Annotated in this window: 14 protein-coding genes; 7 read left to right on the forward strand and 7 right to left on the reverse strand. The window is 72.7% G+C overall.

All coding sequences use genetic code 11. From position 1 onward, the window contains the following. Positions 1–30: 30 nt before the first annotated feature. Both ftsX and ftsE read right to left on the reverse strand, forming a co-directional pair. Positions 31–951, reverse strand: coding sequence for a permease-like cell division protein FtsX (ftsX, locus tag AB0O07_RS23220; RefSeq protein WP_365636168.1), 921 nt, complete (start codon positions 949–951; stop codon positions 31–33). A 124-nt stretch (positions 952–1,075) separates the two neighbouring features. Beyond that, positions 1,076–1,765, reverse strand: coding sequence for a cell division ATP-binding protein FtsE (gene ftsE, locus AB0O07_RS23225; protein ID WP_365636170.1), 690 nt, complete (start codon positions 1,763–1,765; stop codon positions 1,076–1,078). Positions 1,766–2,045: 280 nt separating this feature from the next. Between ftsE and AB0O07_RS23230 the strand changes: the two genes are divergently transcribed. Continuing rightward, complete coding sequence (locus AB0O07_RS23230) at positions 2,046–2,240, forward strand: hypothetical protein (RefSeq protein WP_365636172.1); 195 nt, start codon at positions 2,046–2,048, stop codon at positions 2,238–2,240. A 284-nt stretch (positions 2,241–2,524) separates the two neighbouring features. On the opposite strand, the gene AB0O07_RS23235 is transcribed toward AB0O07_RS23230, so the two are convergent. From AB0O07_RS23235 to AB0O07_RS23250, 4 genes are all read right to left on the reverse strand, one after another. Next, positions 2,525–3,373: an LPXTG cell wall anchor domain-containing protein gene (locus AB0O07_RS23235; RefSeq protein ID WP_365636174.1), complete on the reverse strand. Its 849-nt coding sequence runs from the start codon at positions 3,371–3,373 to the stop codon at positions 2,525–2,527. Positions 3,374–3,652: 279 nt separating this feature from the next. Next, on the reverse strand, positions 3,653–4,759 hold the full coding sequence (gene prfB / locus AB0O07_RS23240; protein WP_365636176.1) for a peptide chain release factor 2: 1,107 nt from the start codon (positions 4,757–4,759) through the stop codon (positions 3,653–3,655). A gap of 120 nt (positions 4,760–4,879) precedes the next feature. Further along, a complete protein-coding gene (locus AB0O07_RS23245) occupies positions 4,880–6,109 on the reverse strand; it encodes a serine/threonine-protein kinase (protein WP_365636178.1) in 1,230 nt (409 codons plus the stop codon). Between the two features lie 177 nt (positions 6,110–6,286). Then, positions 6,287–7,981 carry a serine/threonine-protein kinase gene (locus AB0O07_RS23250; RefSeq protein WP_365636180.1) on the reverse strand — a complete coding sequence of 565 codons (1,695 nt, stop codon included), beginning with the start codon at positions 7,979–7,981 and terminating at the stop codon, positions 6,287–6,289. A 441-nt stretch (positions 7,982–8,422) separates the two neighbouring features. Between AB0O07_RS23250 and AB0O07_RS23255 the strand changes: the two genes are divergently transcribed. The 4 genes from AB0O07_RS23255 (at position 8,423) to AB0O07_RS23270 (ending at position 16,304) form a co-directional block, all read left to right on the forward strand. After that, the gene (locus AB0O07_RS23255; RefSeq protein ID WP_365636182.1) at positions 8,423–12,265 is read left to right on the forward strand and encodes an FHA domain-containing protein; all 3,843 of its coding nucleotides are present in this window, start codon (positions 8,423–8,425) and stop codon (positions 12,263–12,265) included. A gap of 346 nt (positions 12,266–12,611) precedes the next feature. After that, positions 12,612–13,958 carry an ABC transporter substrate-binding protein gene (locus AB0O07_RS23260; RefSeq protein ID WP_365636184.1) on the forward strand — a complete coding sequence of 449 codons (1,347 nt, stop codon included), beginning with the start codon at positions 12,612–12,614 and terminating at the stop codon, positions 13,956–13,958. A 4-nt stretch (positions 13,959–13,962) separates the two neighbouring features. Next, a complete protein-coding gene (locus AB0O07_RS23265; protein ID WP_365636186.1) occupies positions 13,963–15,366 on the forward strand; it encodes a sugar ABC transporter permease in 1,404 nt (467 codons plus the stop codon). Continuing rightward, the gene (locus AB0O07_RS23270; RefSeq protein WP_365636188.1) at positions 15,363–16,304 is read left to right on the forward strand and encodes a carbohydrate ABC transporter permease; all 942 of its coding nucleotides are present in this window, start codon (positions 15,363–15,365) and stop codon (positions 16,302–16,304) included. Before AB0O07_RS23265 ends, AB0O07_RS23270 begins: the two co-directional genes overlap by 4 nt. Positions 16,305–16,491: 187 nt before the next feature. Here AB0O07_RS23270 and AB0O07_RS23275 read toward each other — a convergent pair whose 3' ends face one another. Continuing rightward, complete coding sequence (locus tag AB0O07_RS23275) at positions 16,492–17,133, reverse strand: TetR/AcrR family transcriptional regulator (protein ID WP_365636269.1); 642 nt, start codon at positions 17,131–17,133, stop codon at positions 16,492–16,494. Between the two features lie 412 nt (positions 17,134–17,545). On the opposite strand from AB0O07_RS23275, the gene AB0O07_RS23280 reads away from it, so the two are divergent. Beyond that, complete coding sequence (locus AB0O07_RS23280; RefSeq protein ID WP_365636190.1) at positions 17,546–18,373, forward strand: ABC transporter permease; 828 nt, start codon at positions 17,546–17,548, stop codon at positions 18,371–18,373. Then, positions 18,366–19,187: an ABC transporter ATP-binding protein gene (locus AB0O07_RS23285; protein WP_365636191.1), complete on the forward strand. Its 822-nt coding sequence runs from the start codon at positions 18,366–18,368 to the stop codon at positions 19,185–19,187. The genes AB0O07_RS23280 and AB0O07_RS23285 overlap by 8 nt, the downstream gene beginning before the upstream one ends. Positions 19,188–19,380 lie beyond the last annotated feature (193 nt).

The raw sequence follows: 19,380 nt of genomic DNA on the forward strand, positions 1-19,380 counted from the left end.
CTTGCCGTCACACCCGCCCAAGGGCGCTTGTCACACCCGGAGGTACTTGCGCAGCGCGAGAAAAGCCGCCACGGCCGGCATCAGCAGACCGATCGCGAGCACCAGGGGAAGCTTCGACAGCACCGCGTCCCAGCCGATGAAGTTCACCAACTGCATCTTGTCCGCGAGCGCGATGCCGTGGTCGATCAGGAAGTACCTGCCGAGCAGCAGCATCACGCACGCCACCCCGCCGCCGATCAGCCCGGCGAACGCGGCCTCCATGATGAACGGCATCTGGATGTAGAAGCTGGAAGCGCCGACCAGCCGCATGATCCCGGTCTCCCGGCGCCTGCTGAACGCCGACACCCGCACCGTGTTCACGATCAGCATCAACGCGATCACCAGCATCAGCGCCATCACGCAGAGCGCAGCCACGTTCATGCCGTTCATCAGGTCGAAGAGGTTCTGGAGGATGTTCCGCTGGTCCTGGACGGACTCCACCCCGTCCCGCCCCGCGAAGGCGGTGGCGACCACCTGGTACTTCTCCGGGTCCTTCAGCTTCACCCGGAAGGACTCCGGCATCTGGTCCGGGGTGATGGTCGCGGCGATCGGGGTGTCGCCGTACCGCTCCTTGTAGTGCTTGTATGCCTCGTCCGACGTCTCGTAGTGGACGGTCTCGACGATGCTGTCCATCTTCTTCAGGTCGGCCTTGATCTGGTCCTTCTGCTGACCGGTGGCCGCGCCCTTGGCGCACTTGGGCGCGGTGGCCGCGTCGTTCTTGTTGCAGAGGAAGATGGAGACGTTGACCTTGTCGTACCAGTAGTCCTTCATCACGCCGACCTGCTCGCGCATGAGCAGCGCGCCGCCGAACAGGGCGAGCGAGAGGGCTACGGAGACGATGACCGCGAAGGTCATCGTGAGATTGCGGCGGAGACCGACGCCGATCTCCGACAGGACGAACTGGGCGCGCATGGCGTCCTTTCAGCTTTTCGTGGTGCTCAATGCTCGATGCCCGACGGCGGGGTGACCGGCGGCGGGACGACCGGTGGTCCCGCCATGGTCGGTGCCGGCGGCCGTATCAGTGCTGCCGGCCGTATCAGTGCTGGTAGCCGTAGACACCGCGGGCCTGGTCACGTACGAGACGGCCCTTCTCCAGCTCGATCACGCGCTTGCGCATCTGGTCGACGATGTTCTGGTCGTGGGTCGCCATGACGACCGTCGTACCGGTGCGGTTGATGCGGTCCAGCAGCTTCATGATGCCGACGGAGGTCTGCGGGTCGAGGTTGCCGGTGGGCTCGTCCGCGATCAGCAGCATGGGGCGGTTGACGAAGGCGCGCGCGATCGCCACCCGCTGCTGCTCACCGCCGGAGAGCTCGCCCGGCATGCGCTCCTCCTTGCCGCCCAGACCGACGAGGTCGAGGACCTGGGGGACCGCCTTGCGGGTCTCGCCGCGCGGCTTGCCGATGACTTCCTGCGCGAACGCCACGTTCTGGGCGACGGTCTTGTTCGGCAGCAGCCGGAAGTCCTGGAAGACGGTGCCGAGTTGTCGGCGCATCTGCGGGACCTTCCAGTTGGAGAGGCGGGCCAGGTCCTTGCCGAGGACATGCACCACGCCATGGCTGGTGCGCTCCTCGCGCAGGAGCAGACGGAGGAAGGTCGACTTTCCGGAACCGGACGAGCCGACGAGGAAGACGAACTCGCCCTTCTCGATTTCGAGCGAGACATCGCGCAGGGCGGGGCGGTTCTGCTTCGGATAGGTCTTGGTGACGTTGTCGAATCGGATCACGGGTGCACCACGGTCGGCCGGGAGTAGGTGAGCGAGACACTACGCGAACCGGGTCGGCGCGCGCAGTCCGGCTCCGAAGTCGAGGGGACCGGCTTGGGCGGTTTGGCACGGATACGGTGCCACCGCGACCGGAAGCGGCCCGGCCGGAATGCGTCCGACCGCGCCGAACGGGCCCGGAACTGGCACAGTGGGGGTGTGGGGGAACGGTGGTGTTCCCCCGAGCGTTGAGCGGAGAGACAGCGATTTCGTCGGCTCTGCCGCGCGGTGAGGAGGAGTGCGCATGACCTACGACCGATTGGTGTGCGCCAACTGCGCGGGGCCGGTCACCGAGGGCCGCTGCAAGGTCTGCCGGGCCCACCGGGAGCGCCTGGAGCAGCAGGGCCCTCTGGGGGCGCTGAGCCCCGTGGCGCTGCTGACGCTGGTGGTGCTGCTGCTGGCGGCGGTGGCGTTCGTCGCGGTGCACCAGCCCGCGTGATGACGGTGCGTGGCCGGGCGGATACGGGTGCGGCGCGTGACGCGATGCGGGATGCCCTGCGTATCGCGTGACGTCGAGCACAGGGGCGCGTCAGGCTGTACCGGCGACGCGTGCGACGCGTGCGACAGGTGCGACACGTGCGACATCGGCTGGACCGTACGAGGGCACGAAGGTACGTGGACGAAGGGCCCGGGGCAGGCAAGCCCCGGGCCCTTCCTCATGTGCTCGTACGGTCACACCGTGCCCGTACGGTGATCAGTCAGTCCTTGATCGGACGGCCCTGATCAGACGGCCGCGCGGCCGCCGCCGACCAGGCGGGGCAGCATCCGGAAGCCGATGCCACCGGCGATCATGGTGGCGGCGCCGATCAGCAGGAACGAGGTCTGGGCGGCGCCGGTCTCCGCCAGCTCCTCCTTGGCCTGACCCTGCTGGACCGGCCTGGAGCCGGCGTTGTTGGTGTCGATGGCGTCGTCGCACGCGGCACCGTCGAGGTCGACGGTGCAGGTGCCGGCGCCGCCGTTGCCGCCGGTGGTCGAGCCGCCGGTGGCGGTCGAACCGCCGGAGGAACCGCCGGTCGCGGTGGAGCCGGTGGAGCCGCCGGTGGACTGGCCGGCCGTGGAGGTCCCGCCGTCGGTGCCGCCACCGCCGGTGGTCCCGCCGTCCGTCGTGCCACCGTCGGTGGTGCCGCCGTCGGTCGTGCCGCCGTCCGTGGTGCCGCCGTCCGTCGTGCCACCGTCGGTGGTCCCGCCGTCCGTGGTGCCACCGTCGGTGGTGCCGCCGTCGGTGGTCCCGCCGTCGGTCGTGCCGCCGTCCGTGGTCCCACCATCGGTGGTCCCGCCGTCCGCCGTACCACCGTCGGTCGTGCCACCGTCCGAGGTGCCACCGTCGGTGGTCCCGCCGTCCGAGGTGCCGCCGCCGTCGACGCCGCCCGGGTCACCGCCGCCGTCGGTCGTACCGCCGTCGGTGGTGCCACCGTCCGACTCGTCGTTGATGCCAAGGCCGACATCGACGATGCCTGTGTTCACCGTGATATCGGTGGCCTGAGCGACGCCCGCGATGGTCAGCGAGGCGCCGGCGGCGACGACCGCGCCGGCCGCGACACGCGCCACGCGGATCCGCGTCTTCTTCGTCATCTGATTGCTACCCCCAGTAGCTCATTCGTCATCGGTGCAGCGCCGGGGCCGCGGGCGCTGGGGGTCCGTGCTCGCCGCCCCCGGCCTCACGCGGCCCTTAAATACGCATGCCACGCGCCAGAGTTCCCGTTTTTCATATGAGCGTCAAGGACGTTGCGCGAGCGATGCCCGTTATCAAGGCAGTTGTCCGGCGTGCGGGGATGCAACTGTGACGTAAAAGGGAACTGCCGCCGTGGAGGCGACAGTTCCCCTTGCTTGCCTTGTCGACAAAGCGCGAAATTACTTCTCCTGCTGCTTGCGCCAGCGAATTCCGGCCTCCAGGAAGCCGTCGATCTCACCGTCGAGCACGCTCTGCGGATTGCCGACCTCGAACTCCGTCCGCAGGTCCTTGACCATCTGGTACGGGTGCAGGACGTACGAACGCATCTGGTTGCCCCAGGAGTTGCCGCCGTCGCCCTTCAGCGCGTCCATCTTCGCCTGCTCCTCCTGGCGGCGCCGCTCCAGCAGCTTCGCCTGAAGGACGTTCATCGCGCTCGCCTTGTTCTGGATCTGCGAACGCTCGTTCTGGCAGGACACGACGATGCCGGTCGGGATGTGCGTGATGCGGACCGCGGAGTCCGTGGTGTTGACGCCCTGTCCGCCCGGGCCCGAGGCGCGGTACACGTCCACGCGCAGCTCGGTCTCGTCGATCTCCACATGGTCGCTCGACTCCACCACGGGAAGCACCTCGACGCCCGCGAAGGAGGTCTGCCGGCGGCCCTGGTTGTCGAACGGGGAGATCCGCACCAGCCGGTGCGTGCCCTGCTCGACCGAGAGCGTGCCGTAGGCGTACGGCGCCTTCACGACGAAGGTGGTCGACTTGATGCCGGCCTCCTCCGCGTACGAGGTCTCGTAGACCTCCGTGCCGTAGCCGTGCCGCTCGGCCCACCGCAGATACATGCGCTGGAGCTGCTCCGCGAAGTCCGCGGCGTCCACGCCGCCCGCCTCGGCCCGGATGTTGACCAGCGCCTCGCGCTCGTCGTACTCGCCGGACAGGAGCGTACGGACCTCCATCTCGTCCAGCGCCTTGCGCACCGCCTCCAGCTCCGTCTCGGCCTCGGCGCGCGCATCCGCGTCGTCCTCGGACTCGGCCAGCTCGAACATCACCTCCAGGTCGTCGATACGCCCGCGCAACGCCTCCGTCTTGCGGACCTCGGCCTGGAGGTGCGACAACTTGCTGGTGATCTTCTGCGCCGCCTCGGGATCGTCCCAGAGGGACGGGGCAGCGGCCTGCTCCTCAAGCACGGCGATGTCGGCCCTGAGCCTGTCGAGGTCAAGGACGGCCTCGATCGACCCCATGGTCGAGGAGAGGGACTTCAGCTCTTCGGATACATCGACGACTGCCACGCACCCACCCTAACGCGGATTTTTTTGAGGCTCGGTTCGCCTCCGGGCGCTGGAAGCCACCGTCGTAGGGGCGAGCGGGGCCTGGTCGGGCTCATGGGGCCCGAAGAAGGACCAACTCCGTCAGGGGCCGGGCGCCGAGGTGCCCGAGGAGTCTCTGGGGGCCGGGTCGGGGGTGTCGCCCGTGGTGGCGAGCCAGCCGCCCACGCCCGCCACGGCGACCAGCAGCAGTGCCGCCACGCCCAGGGTGATCCGGCGCTTGCGGACCGCGCCGGCCTTGTGGCGGGCGCTGCCGGGGCGGCGCTGGCCCGGGGAGCGGGGGGCGCGGGCCGTGCCCCGGGCGCCGCCCGCCAGTTCGTCCGGGCCCGGGACGCGCATGGACGTATGGGTGTCGCGGTTGGAGTCCGGCGCCGCGCCCTGGACCAGCGGGACGGCGCCCCTGCGGCGCGGCTCCTCCGGGGTGCCCTGGTCCTCGTACGGCTGCTCGGTGGGCTCCGCGTCCGGCTCGTCCACGTCCAGCGGCGGGATGCCCGCCAGGAGGGGGAGCTGCTCGCGGAGGCGGGCGGCCAGCTCCGAGGCGCGCAGCCGGGACGCGGGGGCCTTGGCCAGGCACTGGACCAGGAGCTGCCACAGCTCCTCGGGGATGCCGGGCAGCGGGACGACCGTCTCGGTGACATGGCGGCGGAGCACGGCGCCGGGGTGGCCGCCGCCGAACGGGGTGAACCCGGCAAGCAGCTCGTACAGGACCGTCGCCAGGGCGTAGATGTCGACGGCGGCGCGGGGCGGCAGCCCCTCGACGATCTCGGGGGCCAGATAGTCGGGCGTCCCGATGATCTTGCTGGCCTTGGTGCGCCGGGGGGTGTCGATCAGCTTGGCGACGCCGAAGTCGGTGAGGAGCGCGGGGTGCGCGCCGCCCGGGCCGAGCGGGCCCTCCATGTCGAGCAGGATGTTCTCCGGCTTGACGTCGCGGTGGACGAGCCCGGCGGCGTGCGCTGCGGCGAGGCCGTCGGCGACATCCGCGACGATCGCGACGGCCGCCTCGGGGGCGAGCCTGCGCTCCCGGTCGAGGCGGGTGCGGAGATCGGTGCCGCGGATCAGATCCATCACGAGCGCGAGGTCGTTGCCGTCCACGACCAGGTCGTGGACGCCGACCACGCGCGGGTGGTCGAGCCCGAGCAGCGCGGTGCGCTCCTGGACGAAGCGGCCGACCAGCTCCTGGTCGGAGGCGAGGTCCTCGCGCAGCAGCTTGATGGCGACCGGCCCGTCGGGCCCCTCGCCGAGCCACACCGTGCCGGCGCTGCCCCGCCCCAGGATCTGATGGGCGGTGTACCGGCTGCCGATATTCCGTGCCAAGACTGCTCCCTCAGCTCCCTCAACGGCCGGCGTCATTCCACGTCGTCCCGCGTCCCGCGGCGTCCCGCGTCGCCCCTCAACGTACGCGGAAGTCGGGGCGTTCCGTGGCCGGGTCGGCCGTCAACTCCCCCGGGAGCGACGGATAGCGGGTGGTCTGCGGGGAAATCTCCCCGCCCGCTAGCCGGTGGTGAACTGGTCGAACCAGCCGGTGACCTTGGAGATCCCGTCGCCGATCGCCTGCCAGTAGCTCTTGCCCTCGGCGATCCAGCTCTGGAGCGGGGTCAGCTCCCAGACCAGCCATCCCGCGATGACCAGCAGGACGACCATGAAGAGGCAGCCCTTGAGGCAGCCGAGGCCGGGGATGCGCATGGGGTTGGCGCTGCGCGGGCGGGGCGGGCGGGGCTCACGGGGCGGCCGTGGCTCGCGCTGCGGGCGGGGCGCGGGCTGCGCGGGCGGCGGCTGCTGGGGCGGGGCGTACTGCTGCCGCTGGGGCTGCTGCTGGTACTGGGGCTGCTGGGACGGCGCGTACTGCTGCTGGGGCGGGGGCGGTGCGTACTGCTGGCGGCGCTGCGGCTGCGGGGGCTGCTGCTGCGGGGCCGGGCGGCGCTGTGGGCGGCGGCGGAGCGGGTCCTCGCTGGGGTCGAGGTACTGGACCTGGGTCTGCTCGTTGCGGTCGCGCGCGGCCTGGAGCTGGCCCTGCCAGGGGTGCGGGCCGTCCGGCTCCTGCGGTACGGGGGGCATCATCGCGGTCGGGTCGGCGGCGCCGGGGCCGCGCCCGCCGGGGCCGCCCTGGCCGGTGCCGGGCAGGAGGCTGGTGGCCGCGTTCGGGTCGAAGCCGCCCGGGGCGCCGGAGGTCGGCAGCACGCTGGTGGCGGCGGCCGGGTCGTACGAGGCGGCGTTGGAGGGCAGCACCTGCGTCGGCTCCGCGTCCCCGCCCGCCTGGCCCGGGACCGGCGCGGGCGCCGGGTCGGGGGCGAGGAGGGCGGCGACCCCGAGCGCGGCGTCGGCCTGGGCGGGCGTGGCGTGCGCGCCGACCCCGTCGGCCACGGTGCGGAGGGCGCGGGCGAGGTTACGGGCGCTGGGCCGCTGGTCCGGGTTCTTGCGCAGGCAGCGCTCGATGACCGTCCAGAGCGGCTCGGGCAGGGTGGAGGGGCGGCGGGGCTCCTCGCTGAGGTGGCGGTGGAGCACTTCGAGGGCGGTCGCGCCGGCGAACGGGGGCTCCCCGGTGACCAGCTCGTACAGGAGGATGCCGGCGCCGTAGATGTCCACGGCGGAGGTCTGCGGGCGGCCCTCGGCGGACTCGGGCGCGACATAGGCGGGGGTGCCGACGAACTCGTGGGCGCGGGTCAGCCCCGGGGAGTCGGCGAGGCGCGCGATGCCGAAGTCGGTGAGCATCGGGTGCAGGGCGCCGCGGTCGTTCCTGAGCAGGACGTTGGCGGGCTTGAGGTCGCGGTGGACGACCCCGTCGGCGTGGCTGGCGGCGAGCGCGTCGGCGATCTGCGCGGTCAGCAGCGCGGCGCCGACCGGGGTGAACGGGCCGTTCTCGCGGAGATGGCGGTGGAGGTCGGGCCCGTCGATCAGGTCCATGACGAGCGCGAGAAGATCGCCCTCGACCACCAGGTCGCGGGTGCGCACGATGTTCGGGTGGGTCAGCCGGAGGAGGACGGAGCGCTCGCGCAGGAAGCGCATCACCACGTCCGCGTCGTTCGCCAGCTCCTCCTTGAGGACCTTGATCGCGACGGTCTCGCCGGGCTGGCCGGCGACGGCCGCCTCGGCCCCCGCGGTCTCGCGTTGCCGGGCTCGCCAGACGGTGCCCGTGGCGCCGCGTCCGATCGGCTCATCGAGCAGGTATTTGCTGCCTACGGGCCGCACGTCACGCACTCCCTGCTGATCGTGGTCGTCTCGCTGGTCGTGATCATCATGCCCGGCGGACCGGGCGCCCGGTCCACTGTAGTCCGGACACCTGTGCCGCAGTCCGAAGGAAAGACGCGGGCGCCGTACGGCCGGTTGCCACAGGGCGTCGTCGAGGACATCACACCCGATCTCAAGGCGCCGTGAAGAAGGGGCCAAGCAGGCACTTTTACGCCAACAGCCGACTATTCAAGATCACTTGTTGCCGGTACCCGGGCGTGTTGTCAGTGGCGGGTGCGAAGATGCCCTCAAGCACGTGACTGTGGAGTGAGTGGGGGAATCACACCACCCCGTGCCGACCTGTACCGGACGACGCGTCCGTGCGTGGTGGTGGGGGGAGATCACCGGGCTTCCCCCGCTGCCTCTGCCGGGCACTCCGCGCAGAAGGGACCGCTGACGGCGATGCAGATCCGGCTGACCGTCCTCGCGCCGCGTGGCGGACATGCCGCCGGGCGCTCCTGTGACGTACTCGTCACGGCCCCGGCGGGTACGGCGCTGGCCGCCGTCGCCGCGGGGATCGCCACGGCCGTCGCGGGGAGCGAGGCGCCCGCCACCGTGCTGCTGTACGCGGGGCGCGAGCGGCTCGACCTCCAGCGCCGCACGCTGGGCGAGCCACCGCTGATCGACGGCGCGGTCCTCTCGCTCCAGGTGCCCAACGAGGCGGACGTCCCGACCGAGGACGCGCCCGCCCAGCTCCATGTGGTCGCGGGCCCGGACGCGGGCGGGGTCCATCTGCTGCACGGCGGCCAGATCCGGATCGGCCGCTCCGCCGAGGCCGAGGTGCCGCTGGACGACCCGGACGTGTCGCGGCTGCACTGCGCGGTGACGGTCGCGGAGGACGGCGGGGTGACCGTCGCCGACCTGCGCTCCACGAACGGGACGACGCTGGAGGGCGCCCCGGTCGGCGGCGCGCCGGTCCGGCTCGCCCCGGGCGCGCTGCTCAGGATCGGCGAGTCGGCGCTGCGGCTGACGGGCGGGGCCCGCCCCGCGGCGCTGGCGACGGCGTCGGACGGCGAGGGCCATCTGCGGCTCACCCGGCCGGGGACGGCGGAGGGCGCGGCAGGCCCGGCAGGCCCGGAGGGCGCGGACAGGGCGGACAGGGCGGAGGGGCGCGACGGTCCGGGCCGCTCCGTGGGCGCGGGGGGTACGGACGGATCCCGTACGGGCGGCTCCGGTGCGAGCGGTTCCGGTGCGAACGGTTCCGGTACGGGCGGCTCCGGTACGGGCGGCTCCGGTTCCGGGGGTGCGGGGGACTTGGGGCCCGGTGGGGCCCCGGCAGGCGTGGGCGAGCCGCTGCCGGGCGGCGGAACGCAGGGCTCCGCGCCGGGAGGGCTCCCGTACGGTACGGAGGACCCCGCCCCCGGCGGCGCGGGCCGCCACGCGGGCTCCCGTACGGCCGGGACGTACGACCCCGGCAGACCCCCGGCCGGTGCCGGGCCGGGCGCCGCGCCCGGCACGCCGCCCCGGATCCCCGGGCGGCGGTACGAGCGGGGGCGGTACGACGCGGAGTACGAGTCGGCGTACGACGGCCAGAGCGGCTCGCGCCCCGAGTACGGCGGCTCCCAGTTCGGCAACCCCCCGGGCGCCCCGCGCGTCCCCGCCCCGCGCGCCGGCGACCCCCAGACGGCCACCCACGCCACCGGCATCCGCGCCACGGGCCCGCTCGGCGCCGGCTCCCCCGGCACCGGCCCGGACCCCCGTACCGCCGACACCCACCACGGCGGGCGCTCCCCGCTCGTACCGCGGGACGGCGCACAGCCCGGTCCCGCACGGCCCGGTCCCGCCCACGCCGGTCCCGCGCAGGGCGCCCCCGAGTCGCCGTACGCGATCCACGACAGCGCGCACAGCCGGGCCCAGGCGGCCGGGCAGGGCACGGACCCGGCGGCGTACGAGGAGCCCCGCGCGCACAGCAGGACCCCGGGCTCGCGCCGTCAGGAGACCCCCACGCGGGGGACGGAGGCGCCCGACCTGGGCGCGCGCCGGAGCGGGCGGATAGGGGCCTGGGCGCGGCGGCTCGCGGGCGGCCGGGGCGAGGAGCGGGCCGGGGGCGTGCCGGGCCCCGCGGGTCCCGGCGCCACCGGGCGCGGCCCCACCCCGGAGACCTGGCCCGATCCGGCCACGGTGCTGCTGACCGCGCTCGGTCCAGGGCCCCGGCTCTGGGAGCGCGGCGGGCGCCACCCCGAGGCGCTGGCGGTCCGGCTCGGCACCGCCGACCGGCCCTCCGCCGACGGCACCCGGCTGCCGCTCGTCCCGGTGACGGTCGGGCTCCGCGAGGCCGGTTCGCTGGGTCTCGCGGGCCCGCGCGAGCGGCTGCTCGGGGCGGCCCGCTGGGCGGTGGCGCAGCTCGCCGCCCTGCACGCGCCGGCCGAGCTGGAGATCGTGCTGATCAGCGCGGACCGGGCGCGGAGCCTGCCGGAGCGCACCCGCGACTGGGGGTGGCTGGGCTGGCTGCCGCATGTCCGGCCGGGCCATGGCCAGGAGTGCCGGCTGCTTCTCGCGTACGACCGGGAGCAGGCCGCCGCGCGGACGGAGGAGCTGACCCGGCGGCTCGACGAAGGCGTGCTGGGTACGGCCTGGGCCTCGGCCGACCCGTGGACGGTCACGGAGGCGGCGGCCCGCCACGACGGCCCGTACACGCTGGTGGTCGTGGACGGCGACCCCGGCTCCGCCGCGCTGCGCGAGACGACGGCGCGGCTCGCGGGCGGGGGCGCCGCCGCCGGGATCCATCTGCTCTGCCTCGCCGAGACGGAGTCCGCCGCTCCGCACTCGCCGGTCACGGCGGTGTACGAGGCGGCGTGCGCCGCCTCCCCGCCGTTCCGTGACTGCGGGGCGGTCGCCCTGCTCAGCGGCGATGTGGCCACCGGGCTGCGGCTGCTCCGTACCGCCGTGGGACAGCCCGCGGGGCATGGCACGCTCGCCGTGGTGGACGCGGTGTCGGCGGCCTGGGCCGAGCGGTTCGGGCGGGCGCTGGCGCCGCTGCGCGCCGCCGGGAGCGGCCGGGCCAGGCCGGTGGCCGCGCTGCCGCGCTCGGCGCGGCTCCTGGACGAGCTGGGGCTCGCGCGCGCCACCCCGGCCTCCCTGATGGCCCGGTGGGCGTCGGCCGCCGACCGGACGAAGGGGTGCACGGTGGTGCTGGGCGCCGGACCGCACGGCCCGGTCGGCGTCGACCTCACGGAGGAGGGCCCGCATCTGCTGATCGAGGGCCCGCCGGGCAGCGGCCGTACCGAGCTGCTGCGCTCCATCGCCGCCTCGCTCGGCGCCGCGGCCCGCCCCGACCAGTTGGGGCTGCTGCTGGTGGACGGCGCCGGGGGCGCGCCCGGTGAGGGGCTCTCGGTCTGTACGGAGCTGCCGCATGTGACGGAGCATCTGGTGGCGTCGGACCCGGTGCGGATGCGGCAGTTCGCGCAGGCGCTGGGCGGCGAGCTGAAGCGCCGGGCCGAGGTGCTGGGGCGGCTGGACTTCGCGGAGTGGCACAGCGGCGTACGGGAACTCCACAGGCCCCGGGAGTCACGCGAGCCCCACGGGACCCACGGCCCCCACGGATCCTCGTCATCCCACGGACCCCACGGGTCCTCGTCGCCTCATGGGTCCCATGGTCCCCGTGACTCCCAGTCAGCCCATGGATCCCAGGGACCTCACGGCTCCCAGTCGGCCCAGGGATCCCATGGGTCCCAGTCGGCCCACGGCTCTCCCGGCGCCGCCGGGTCCGGCGGCCCCCTCCCCCGTCTCGTCGTGCTGGTCGACGGGTACGACGCCCTGGTGGCCCCCTCGCTGGGCAGTCCGGGGCGTCCGTCGGCCGGCTCCGTGGTGCGCGCCCTGGAGGCCGTGGCCCGGGAGGGCGAGCGGCTCGGCGTCCATCTGGTGGCCGCCTCCGCCTGCCCGGAGGCCACCGTCGACACCGAACTCGCCCAGGGGGCGCGGCTGCGCGTCGTCCTGGACGCGCCGCCGGCCGCCCCCGCCCCCGACGACCCGTCGCCGGGCCGGGGCAGACTCGGCCATCCCGACGGGCGGGTCACCCCGTTCCAGGGCGGCCGGGTCACCGGCCGTATCCCGCGCACGGGGACGCTGCGGCCCACGGTCACCGTGGTCGAGTGGGAGCGGATGGGCGACCCGCCCGCCCGCCGCCCGGTCCGTGAGCTGGGCAACGGACCGACGGATCTGGCCCTTCTGGCGAGCGCGCTGGAGCGGGCCGCGCGCTCCGTGGACGCCGTACCGCTCGCCCCACTGACCCCCGCGCACACCTGAGTCGCAGAGGTATCCGCCCACGCGCCGCGGGGATATCCACACAAGATCATCAGACCATCCTTTTTCCTCTCCGGCCGGCTCCGGGACCACGTCACGAGCCCATCACGATCGGCTCGTTCCCACCCGGCCCGGTATTGCGGCCCCCGGTCACCCGGCGTAGGACTAGGGGCACACGGGACGAGAGCAGCGCCGCTACGTCATGCCGCGATGCCGGTCCCGCACGCGCGTAGATCCACGTGCGGATGCGACGCAGAGGGACAGAAACGGGGCAGTGATGCGCACAACTCTCAGGGCACCTGGGGCTCTTGGCGGCAGAGACGGCAGGGGCACCGGCGCCTCCAGGACGGTGCTCGGGACCCGCGGGGGCGCCGTCGCCCTCGCCGTGGTCGGCGCGCTGACCCTGAGCGGCTGCGGCGGCTCCGGTGACGAGAAGAGTTCCGGCGACAGCTCGGGCAAGCCGGCCGCCGTCACGGTCGAACTCCCCAAGCTGGACGGCGAGACGGTCCAGGTCTCCGCCGTCTGGTCCGGTTCGGAACAGGCCAACTTCACCAAGGTCCTCAAGGAGTTCGAGAAGCGGACCGGCGCGAAGGTCACGTACGTACCGGCGCAGGACCCGATCGTCAACTTCCTCGGGACGAAGATCGCGGGCGGCTCCCCGCCGGATGTGGCGATGCTCCCGCAGGTCGGCGCCATCGACGAGGCCGTGAAGCGGAAGTGGGCGAAGCCGGCCGGCGCCGAGGCCAAGGCCCAGCTCGCCAAGAACTACGGCAAGGGGTGGCAGGAGCTCGGCGCGGTGGACGGCACGCAGTACGGCGTGTACTTCAAGGCCGCCAACAAGTCGCTGGTCTGGTACAACACCGCCGCGTTCGACAACGCGGGCGCCTCGGTCCCGAAGACGTGGAAGGACTTCCTCACCACCGCCGAGACCATCTCGGCCTCCGGTGTCGCGCCCGTCTCGATCGGCGGCGCGGACGGCTGGACGCTCACCGACTGGTTCGAGAACATCTATCTCTCGCAGGCGGGCCCGGAGAAGTACGACCAGCTCACCAACCGCGAGATCAAGTGGACCGACCCGTCCGTGAAGGACGCGCTCACCACCCTCGGTGAGCTCTTCGGCAAGCCCAGCCTGATCGCGGGCGGCACGCAGGGCGCGCTCCAGACGGAGTTCCCCACCTCGGTGACGCAGACGTTCACCGGCGGCGACCAGCCCAAGAGCGCGATGGTCTTCGAAGGGGACTTCGTCGGCGTCAACATCGCGGATACGAAGGCGAAGATCGGTACGGACGCGAAGGTCTTCCCGTTCCCGGCCGTCGGCGCCGACTCGCCGGTGGTGACCGGCGGCGACGCGGCCGTGGCGCTGAAGGACACCAAGGGCGCCCAGGCGCTGCTGACCTTCCTGGCCTCCGCGGACGCCGCGAAGATCGCGGCCGAGTCGGGCGGCTTCATCTCGCCGAACAAGTCCCTGGACCTGGCGGCGTACCCGAACGACGTCCAGCGGGACATCGCCAAGGCGCTGATCGACGCCGGCGACAACTTCCGTTTCGACATGTCGGACCAGATGCTCCAGTCGTTCGGCGGGACGCCCGGCAAGGGCGAGTGGAAGGCCCTTCAGGACTTCCTGAAGAACCCGAAGGACGTGGCCGGCACGCAGAAGGCGCTGGAAGACGCCGCGGCCAAGGCGTACAAGAGCTGACACGATGACGACGACGACCACGGGGGACGGCGCCACGCCGCCCCCCGTCCCCCAGGCCGGTCCGGCGGACTCCGTCCGTCCGGGCCGGCGCGGCGGGCCGCGCAGTGTCACCGGTACGAGCAAGCTCCTGGCGGCGGGGTTCCTGCTGCCGGCGCTGGTGCTGCTGGGCGCGCTCGTGGTGTACCCGATCTGTTTCTCGATCTACCGGTCCTTCTTCGACAAGTCCGGTGCGAACTTCGCCGGATTCGACAACTATGTGTCGCTCTTCACCGACCCCTCGACGCTCACGGCGGTCAAGAACAACGCGATCTGGGTGGTGGTCGCCCCGACCGTCGCCACCGCGCTGGGCCTGATCTTCGCCGTCCTCACCGAACGGGTGCGGTGGGGCACGGCGTTCAAGCTGATCGTCTTCATGCCGATGGCGATCTCGATGCTCGCGGCGGGCATCATCTTCCGGCTGGTGTACGAGCAGGAGCCGGCCCGCGGTGTCGCCAACGCGGTGGTGGTCGGCGTCCATGACACGTTCAGCCCGTCGACCGGCTACCCCAACGCGCATCCGCTCCCGGTCCATCCGCTGAAGGCGGGCGGCGGCGGCTCGTTCGTCACCAAGGAGCCGGTCTCCGCCGGTACGGAGGTGCTGCTTCCGCTGGTCGGTGTCGCGCCCGCGAAGATGCCCTCGGACGCCCAGCACGCCCGGCACGCCCAGGCCACGGCCTCCGGCTCCTCCGGTGACGGCAAGGTCACCGGCACGGCGTGGCTGGACTTCACCCCGGGCGGCGGCGGCAAGCCGAACGTCATCGACCCGAAGGAGCTGGCCCTCAAGGGCCTCACCGTCGAGGCGGTCAAGGACGGCAAGGTCGTGGCCACCACGACCACCGGCGCCGACGGCACCTTCACCCTCCCCGCGGCGGCCGACGGGGCCCAGCTCCGGCTGCCCGCCGACAACTTCAGGGAGCCCTACAACGGGGTGAACTGGCTCGGCCCCGCCCTCGTCACCCCCGCGATCATCGGCAGCTATCTCTGGATGTGGGCCGGGTTCGCCATGGTGCTGATCGCGGCGGGTCTGGCGAGCGTCCCCCGGGAGCTCCTGGAGGCCGCCCGGGTGGACGGCGCCGGCGAGTGGCAGGTCTTCCGCCGGATCACCGTGCCGCTGCTGGCCCCGGTCCTCGCCGTGGTCATGGTGACCCTGATGATCAACGTCCTGAAAATCTTCGACCTTGTCATGATCATCCCCATGGGCTCCAACGAGGCCGACGCGAATGTGCTGGCCCTCCAGCTCTACCGCACCTCGTTCGGCACCGACGCGGACCTGGGGGCCGGCAGCGCCATCGCCGTCCTGCTGCTCCTGCTGGTGATCCCGGTGATGCTCGTCAACGTACGGCGCATGCGAAGGGAGACGCGGCGATGACCACGACAACGGCCTCGGACGCGGCCCCAGGACCGGTCCCCGGACCGGCCTCCGGTGACGGTGGGGTACGGACGGCGGCGGAGCCCCGGCCCTCCCTCGGCGCCCGGATCCGCGCCCGCCTCGGCGGTACGGCGGTCCAGGTCTTCCTGGTGCTGGTCGGTCTCTTCTGGCTGATGCCGACGATCGGCCTCTTCTTCTCCTCGCTGCGGGACGCGTCGGACATCAGCACGACCGGCTGGTGGAAGGTCTTCACCGCGCCCGCGCAGCTCACCTTCGGCAACTACGAGAAGCTGCTCCAGAACGACGTCATCACCAACTCGCTCCTCTCCACCCTGGTCATCACCGTCTCCTCGACGGTGCTGCTCGTGGTGATCGGCTCGCTCGCCGGATACGCCTTCGCCTGGATGGAGTTCCCCGGCCGCGACTGGTGGTTCCTGGTGGTCGTGGGGCTGCTGGTGGTCCCGGTACAGGTGGCGCTCGCGCCGGTCGCCAAGCTCTTCGGCATCATCGGCATCTTCGAGACCACCCTCGGTGTGGTCCTCTTCCATGTCGCCTTCGGGCTGCCCTTCGCGGTCTTCCTGCTCCGCAACTTCTTCGCGGAGATCCCGAGGGAGCTGCTGGAGGCGGCGCGGCTGGACGGGGCGGGCGAGATCCGGCTCTTCGTCCGGGTGGTGATGCCGCTGGGCGGACCCGCGATCGCCTCGCTCGGCATCTTCCAGTTCCTCTGGGTCTGGAACGACATGCTGGTCGCGCTGATCTTCGCGGACTCCGACCACCCGCCGATCACGGTGGCGCTGCAACAGCAGTTGCGGCAGCTCGGGAACAACATCGACGTGCTCGCGCCGGGCGCGTTCGTCTCGATGCTGATCCCGCTGGTGGTGTTCTTCGCGTTCCAGCGGCAGTTCGTGCAGGGCGTGATGGCGGGAGCCGTCAAGTAGCGCCGTACGGACGACGAGCGCTGGGAACGACACGGCCGGAAGACACGGCCGCGAGACAGAGCCGCAAGGCACCGGCCGAGGGGCCGTTCACCGTCGCTGTCGACGGTGGACGGCCCCTTGCGCGTCGTACGGTACGGGGCGGTCCGCACCCCGTCGCGGTACGGCGTGCCCCGCGCCCCGCGCGGCCTCAGGCGCGGGTCAGCGCCGCGACCGCCGAGGCCGCGAGGTCGTCCAGATACCCCGGGGGCAGCGGGGTGCGGACCACGGCCAGCCGCCAGTAGAGCGGCCCGACGATCAGGTCGAGGGCCCGGTCCGGGTCGGCGCCCTCGGGCAGTTCCCCGCGTACCACGGCCTCCCGGACGATCACGGCCGCGATACCGCGCTGCCCGTCGAGCAGGGACGCCTTGATCGCCTCGGAGATCTCCGGGTGCCGGGCCGCCTCCACCAGCAGATCCGGGATGACCTGCGAGGCGACCGGATGGCACAGGGCGTGCGCGGCCACCTCCAGCAGGGCCCGCACATCGCCGTGGAGCGAGCCGGTCGCCGGGGCGGGCAGCCCCTCCGCGGCGACGGCCGTGACCAGGTCGAGAACGAGCTCCAGCTTCGACTTCCAGCGCCGGTAGACGGCGGTCTTGCCGACGCCGGCGCGCCGCGCGATGCCCTCGATGGACATCCGCGCGAACCCGACGGAGCCCAGTTCGGCGAAGACGGCGGCGCGGATGGCGTCGGTCACCTCCTCCCGGAGCACGGCGGCGCCCGCGGGGGCACGGCGCGGCGTACGGGGGTCCTCGGCGGGACGGTCCTGGGCGGCGCCGGGGCCCGTGGTCATCGGGTCGGCGGCCGTCGGTTCGGTAGTCATCGGTGCCGAGCATAGCGGCGCCAGGGCGCCCCGACTACGTAACGACGATACGGTTGCGTTGCGACGCCCTCCGGCCTACCGTGGCCGTTACGACGATACGGACCCGTCCCGCCCCCGCACCCCGTCGTACCGGTCCCGTCGTACCGGTCCCGTCGTACCTGCCTCCCGTACCTGCCTCGCCGTACCGGTCCCGTCGGACCCGCCCGTTCGCACCTGCCCCGTCGAAAGCGACCCTGTGAGCCAGAGCCAGACGATCGCGGCGACCTCAGCCGCCCCACCGGCCCCATCAGACACACCGCCCCCTCCGGTCCCACCGGCCCCACCCGGGTCCTCGGTACCGGAGACCGACCTCTCCGCCCTCGCCCGCCGCCACGGGCTCACCGTGAGCGGCGCCCGCCCCGCCCTCCCCGCGTACCTCCGGCAGCTCTGGTCGCGGCGGCACTTCATCACCGCGTTCGCGACCGCCCGGCTGACCGCCCAGTACAGCCAGGCCAAGCTGGGCCAGCTCTGGCAGCTCATGACCCCGCTGCTCAACGCGGCCGTCTACTACTTCATCTTCGGGGTGCTGCTCGACACCAAGCGCGATGTCCCCGACTTCATCCCGTTCCTGGTGACCGGCGTCTTCATCTGGACCTTCACCTCGAACTCGATCATGGCCAGCACCCGTGCCGTCTCCGGCAACCTCGGCCTCGTACGGGCCCTGCACTTCCCGCGCGCCGCCCTGCCGATCGGGCTCGCCCTCCAGCAGTTCCAGCAACTGCTCTTCTCGCTGGGCGCGCTGGTGGTGATCCTGATCGGCTTCGGCGAGTACCCGGGCCCGGCGTGGCTCCTCGCGGTGCCCGCGCTGCTCCTCCAGGCGGTCTTCAACACCGGTGTCTCGATGGCGATGGCGCGGGTGGCGGCGAGGACCCCGGATGTCTCGCAGCTCATGCCGTTCCTGCTGCGCACCTGGATGTACCTCTCCGGGGTGATGTGGAGCGTCGACAAGGTGACGCGGAGCAGTGACGTACCGCACCTCGTGGGCGTGGCGTTGCAGTGCAATCCGGCCGCCGTCTACATCGACCTGCTGCGCTTCGCGTTCGTCCGCAGCTTCACCGCCGCCCAGCTCCCCCCGCATGTCTGGGCGCTCGCGCTGGGGTGGGCGCTGGTGGCCGGGGCCGGCGGGTTCCTGTTCTTCTGGAAGGCCGAGGAGGAGTACGGACGTGGCTGAGCCCCTCTCCACCGGTACGGCCGGTTCCGGCGCCCCGGAGCCGGAGCCCACCGTCGTGGCCGACGGCGTGCATGTCACGTACACCGTCCATGGCACCAAGGGCGGCAAAGGCTCCGCCACCTCCGCCCTGAGCCGGATCCTCTCACGGCGCGCCGCCCCGGGCGCCCGTGAGGTGCACGCGGTCAAGGGCGTCAGCTTCGCCGCGTACAAGGGCGAGGCGATCGGCCTCATCGGCTCCAACGGCTCCGGCAAGTCGACCCTGCTCAAGGCGGTCGCCGGGCTGCTGCCGCCCAGCCGGGGGCGGGTCTTCACCCGTGGCCAGCCCTCGCTGCTCGGCGTCAACGCCGCGCTGATGAGCGACCTGACCGGCGAGCGCAATGTCGTCCTCGGCGGGCTCGCCATGGGCATGACGCGGGAGCAGATCCGCGAACGCTACGCGGAGATCGTGGAGTTCTCCGGCATCAACGAGAAGGGCGACTTCATCTCGCTGCCGATGCGCACGTACTCCTCCGGCATGGGCGCCCGGCTGCGTTTCTCCATCGCGGCGGCCAAGAGCCATGACGTCCTCCTCATCGACGAGGCGCTCTCCACCGGCGACGCCCGCTTCCAGCGCCGCAGCCAGGAGCGCATCACCGAGCTGCGCGCGGAGGCGGGGACGGTCTTCCTGGTCAGCCACAGCAACAAGTCGATCCTGGAGACCTGCGACCGGGCGCTCTGGCTGGAGTCGGGCACACTGCGGATGGACGGCCCGGCGGCGGAGGTCGTGGCCGCGTACGAGGAGTTCACCGGCGCCACGAGGAACAAGAAGAAGTAGCTCCGCGGCCCTCGGCCCTCGGCCTCCGTGCACTGGCCACCGTCCGGCCCCAGCCACCGGCCCTCGGCCCTCGACCACCGGCCCGGGGCTCGGGGCTCGGGGCTCGGGGCTCGGGCCCGGGGCCCGGGGCCCGCGCCAACGGCCCCGCTGTTCCGTGAACGCGCCAGGGGCGCCCGGCTCATGGCGAGCCGGG

The sequence above is a fragment of the Streptomyces sp. NPDC093085 genome (genome assembly GCF_040683935.1).
In the GTDB taxonomy this organism is placed as follows: domain Bacteria; phylum Actinomycetota; class Actinomycetes; order Streptomycetales; family Streptomycetaceae; genus Streptomyces.

Excerpts from the sequence above, each read along its gene's own strand:
- AB0O07_RS23255 (WP_365636182.1), top strand. The coding sequence starts at position 8,423 with ATGCAGATCCGGCTGACCGTCCTCGCGCCGCGTGGCGGACATGCCGCC.
- AB0O07_RS23275 (WP_365636269.1), bottom strand. The coding sequence starts at position 17,133 with ATGACCACGGGCCCCGGCGCCGCCCAGGACCGTCCCGCCGAGGACCCC.
- AB0O07_RS23235 (WP_365636174.1), bottom strand. The coding sequence starts at position 3,373 with ATGACGAAGAAGACGCGGATCCGCGTGGCGCGTGTCGCGGCCGGCGCG.
- ftsX (WP_365636168.1), bottom strand. The coding sequence starts at position 951 with ATGCGCGCCCAGTTCGTCCTGTCGGAGATCGGCGTCGGTCTCCGCCGC.
- AB0O07_RS23230 (WP_365636172.1), top strand. The coding sequence starts at position 2,046 with ATGACCTACGACCGATTGGTGTGCGCCAACTGCGCGGGGCCGGTCACC.
- AB0O07_RS23265 (WP_365636186.1), top strand. The coding sequence starts at position 13,963 with ATGACGACGACGACCACGGGGGACGGCGCCACGCCGCCCCCCGTCCCC.
- AB0O07_RS23270 (WP_365636188.1), top strand. The coding sequence starts at position 15,363 with ATGACCACGACAACGGCCTCGGACGCGGCCCCAGGACCGGTCCCCGGA.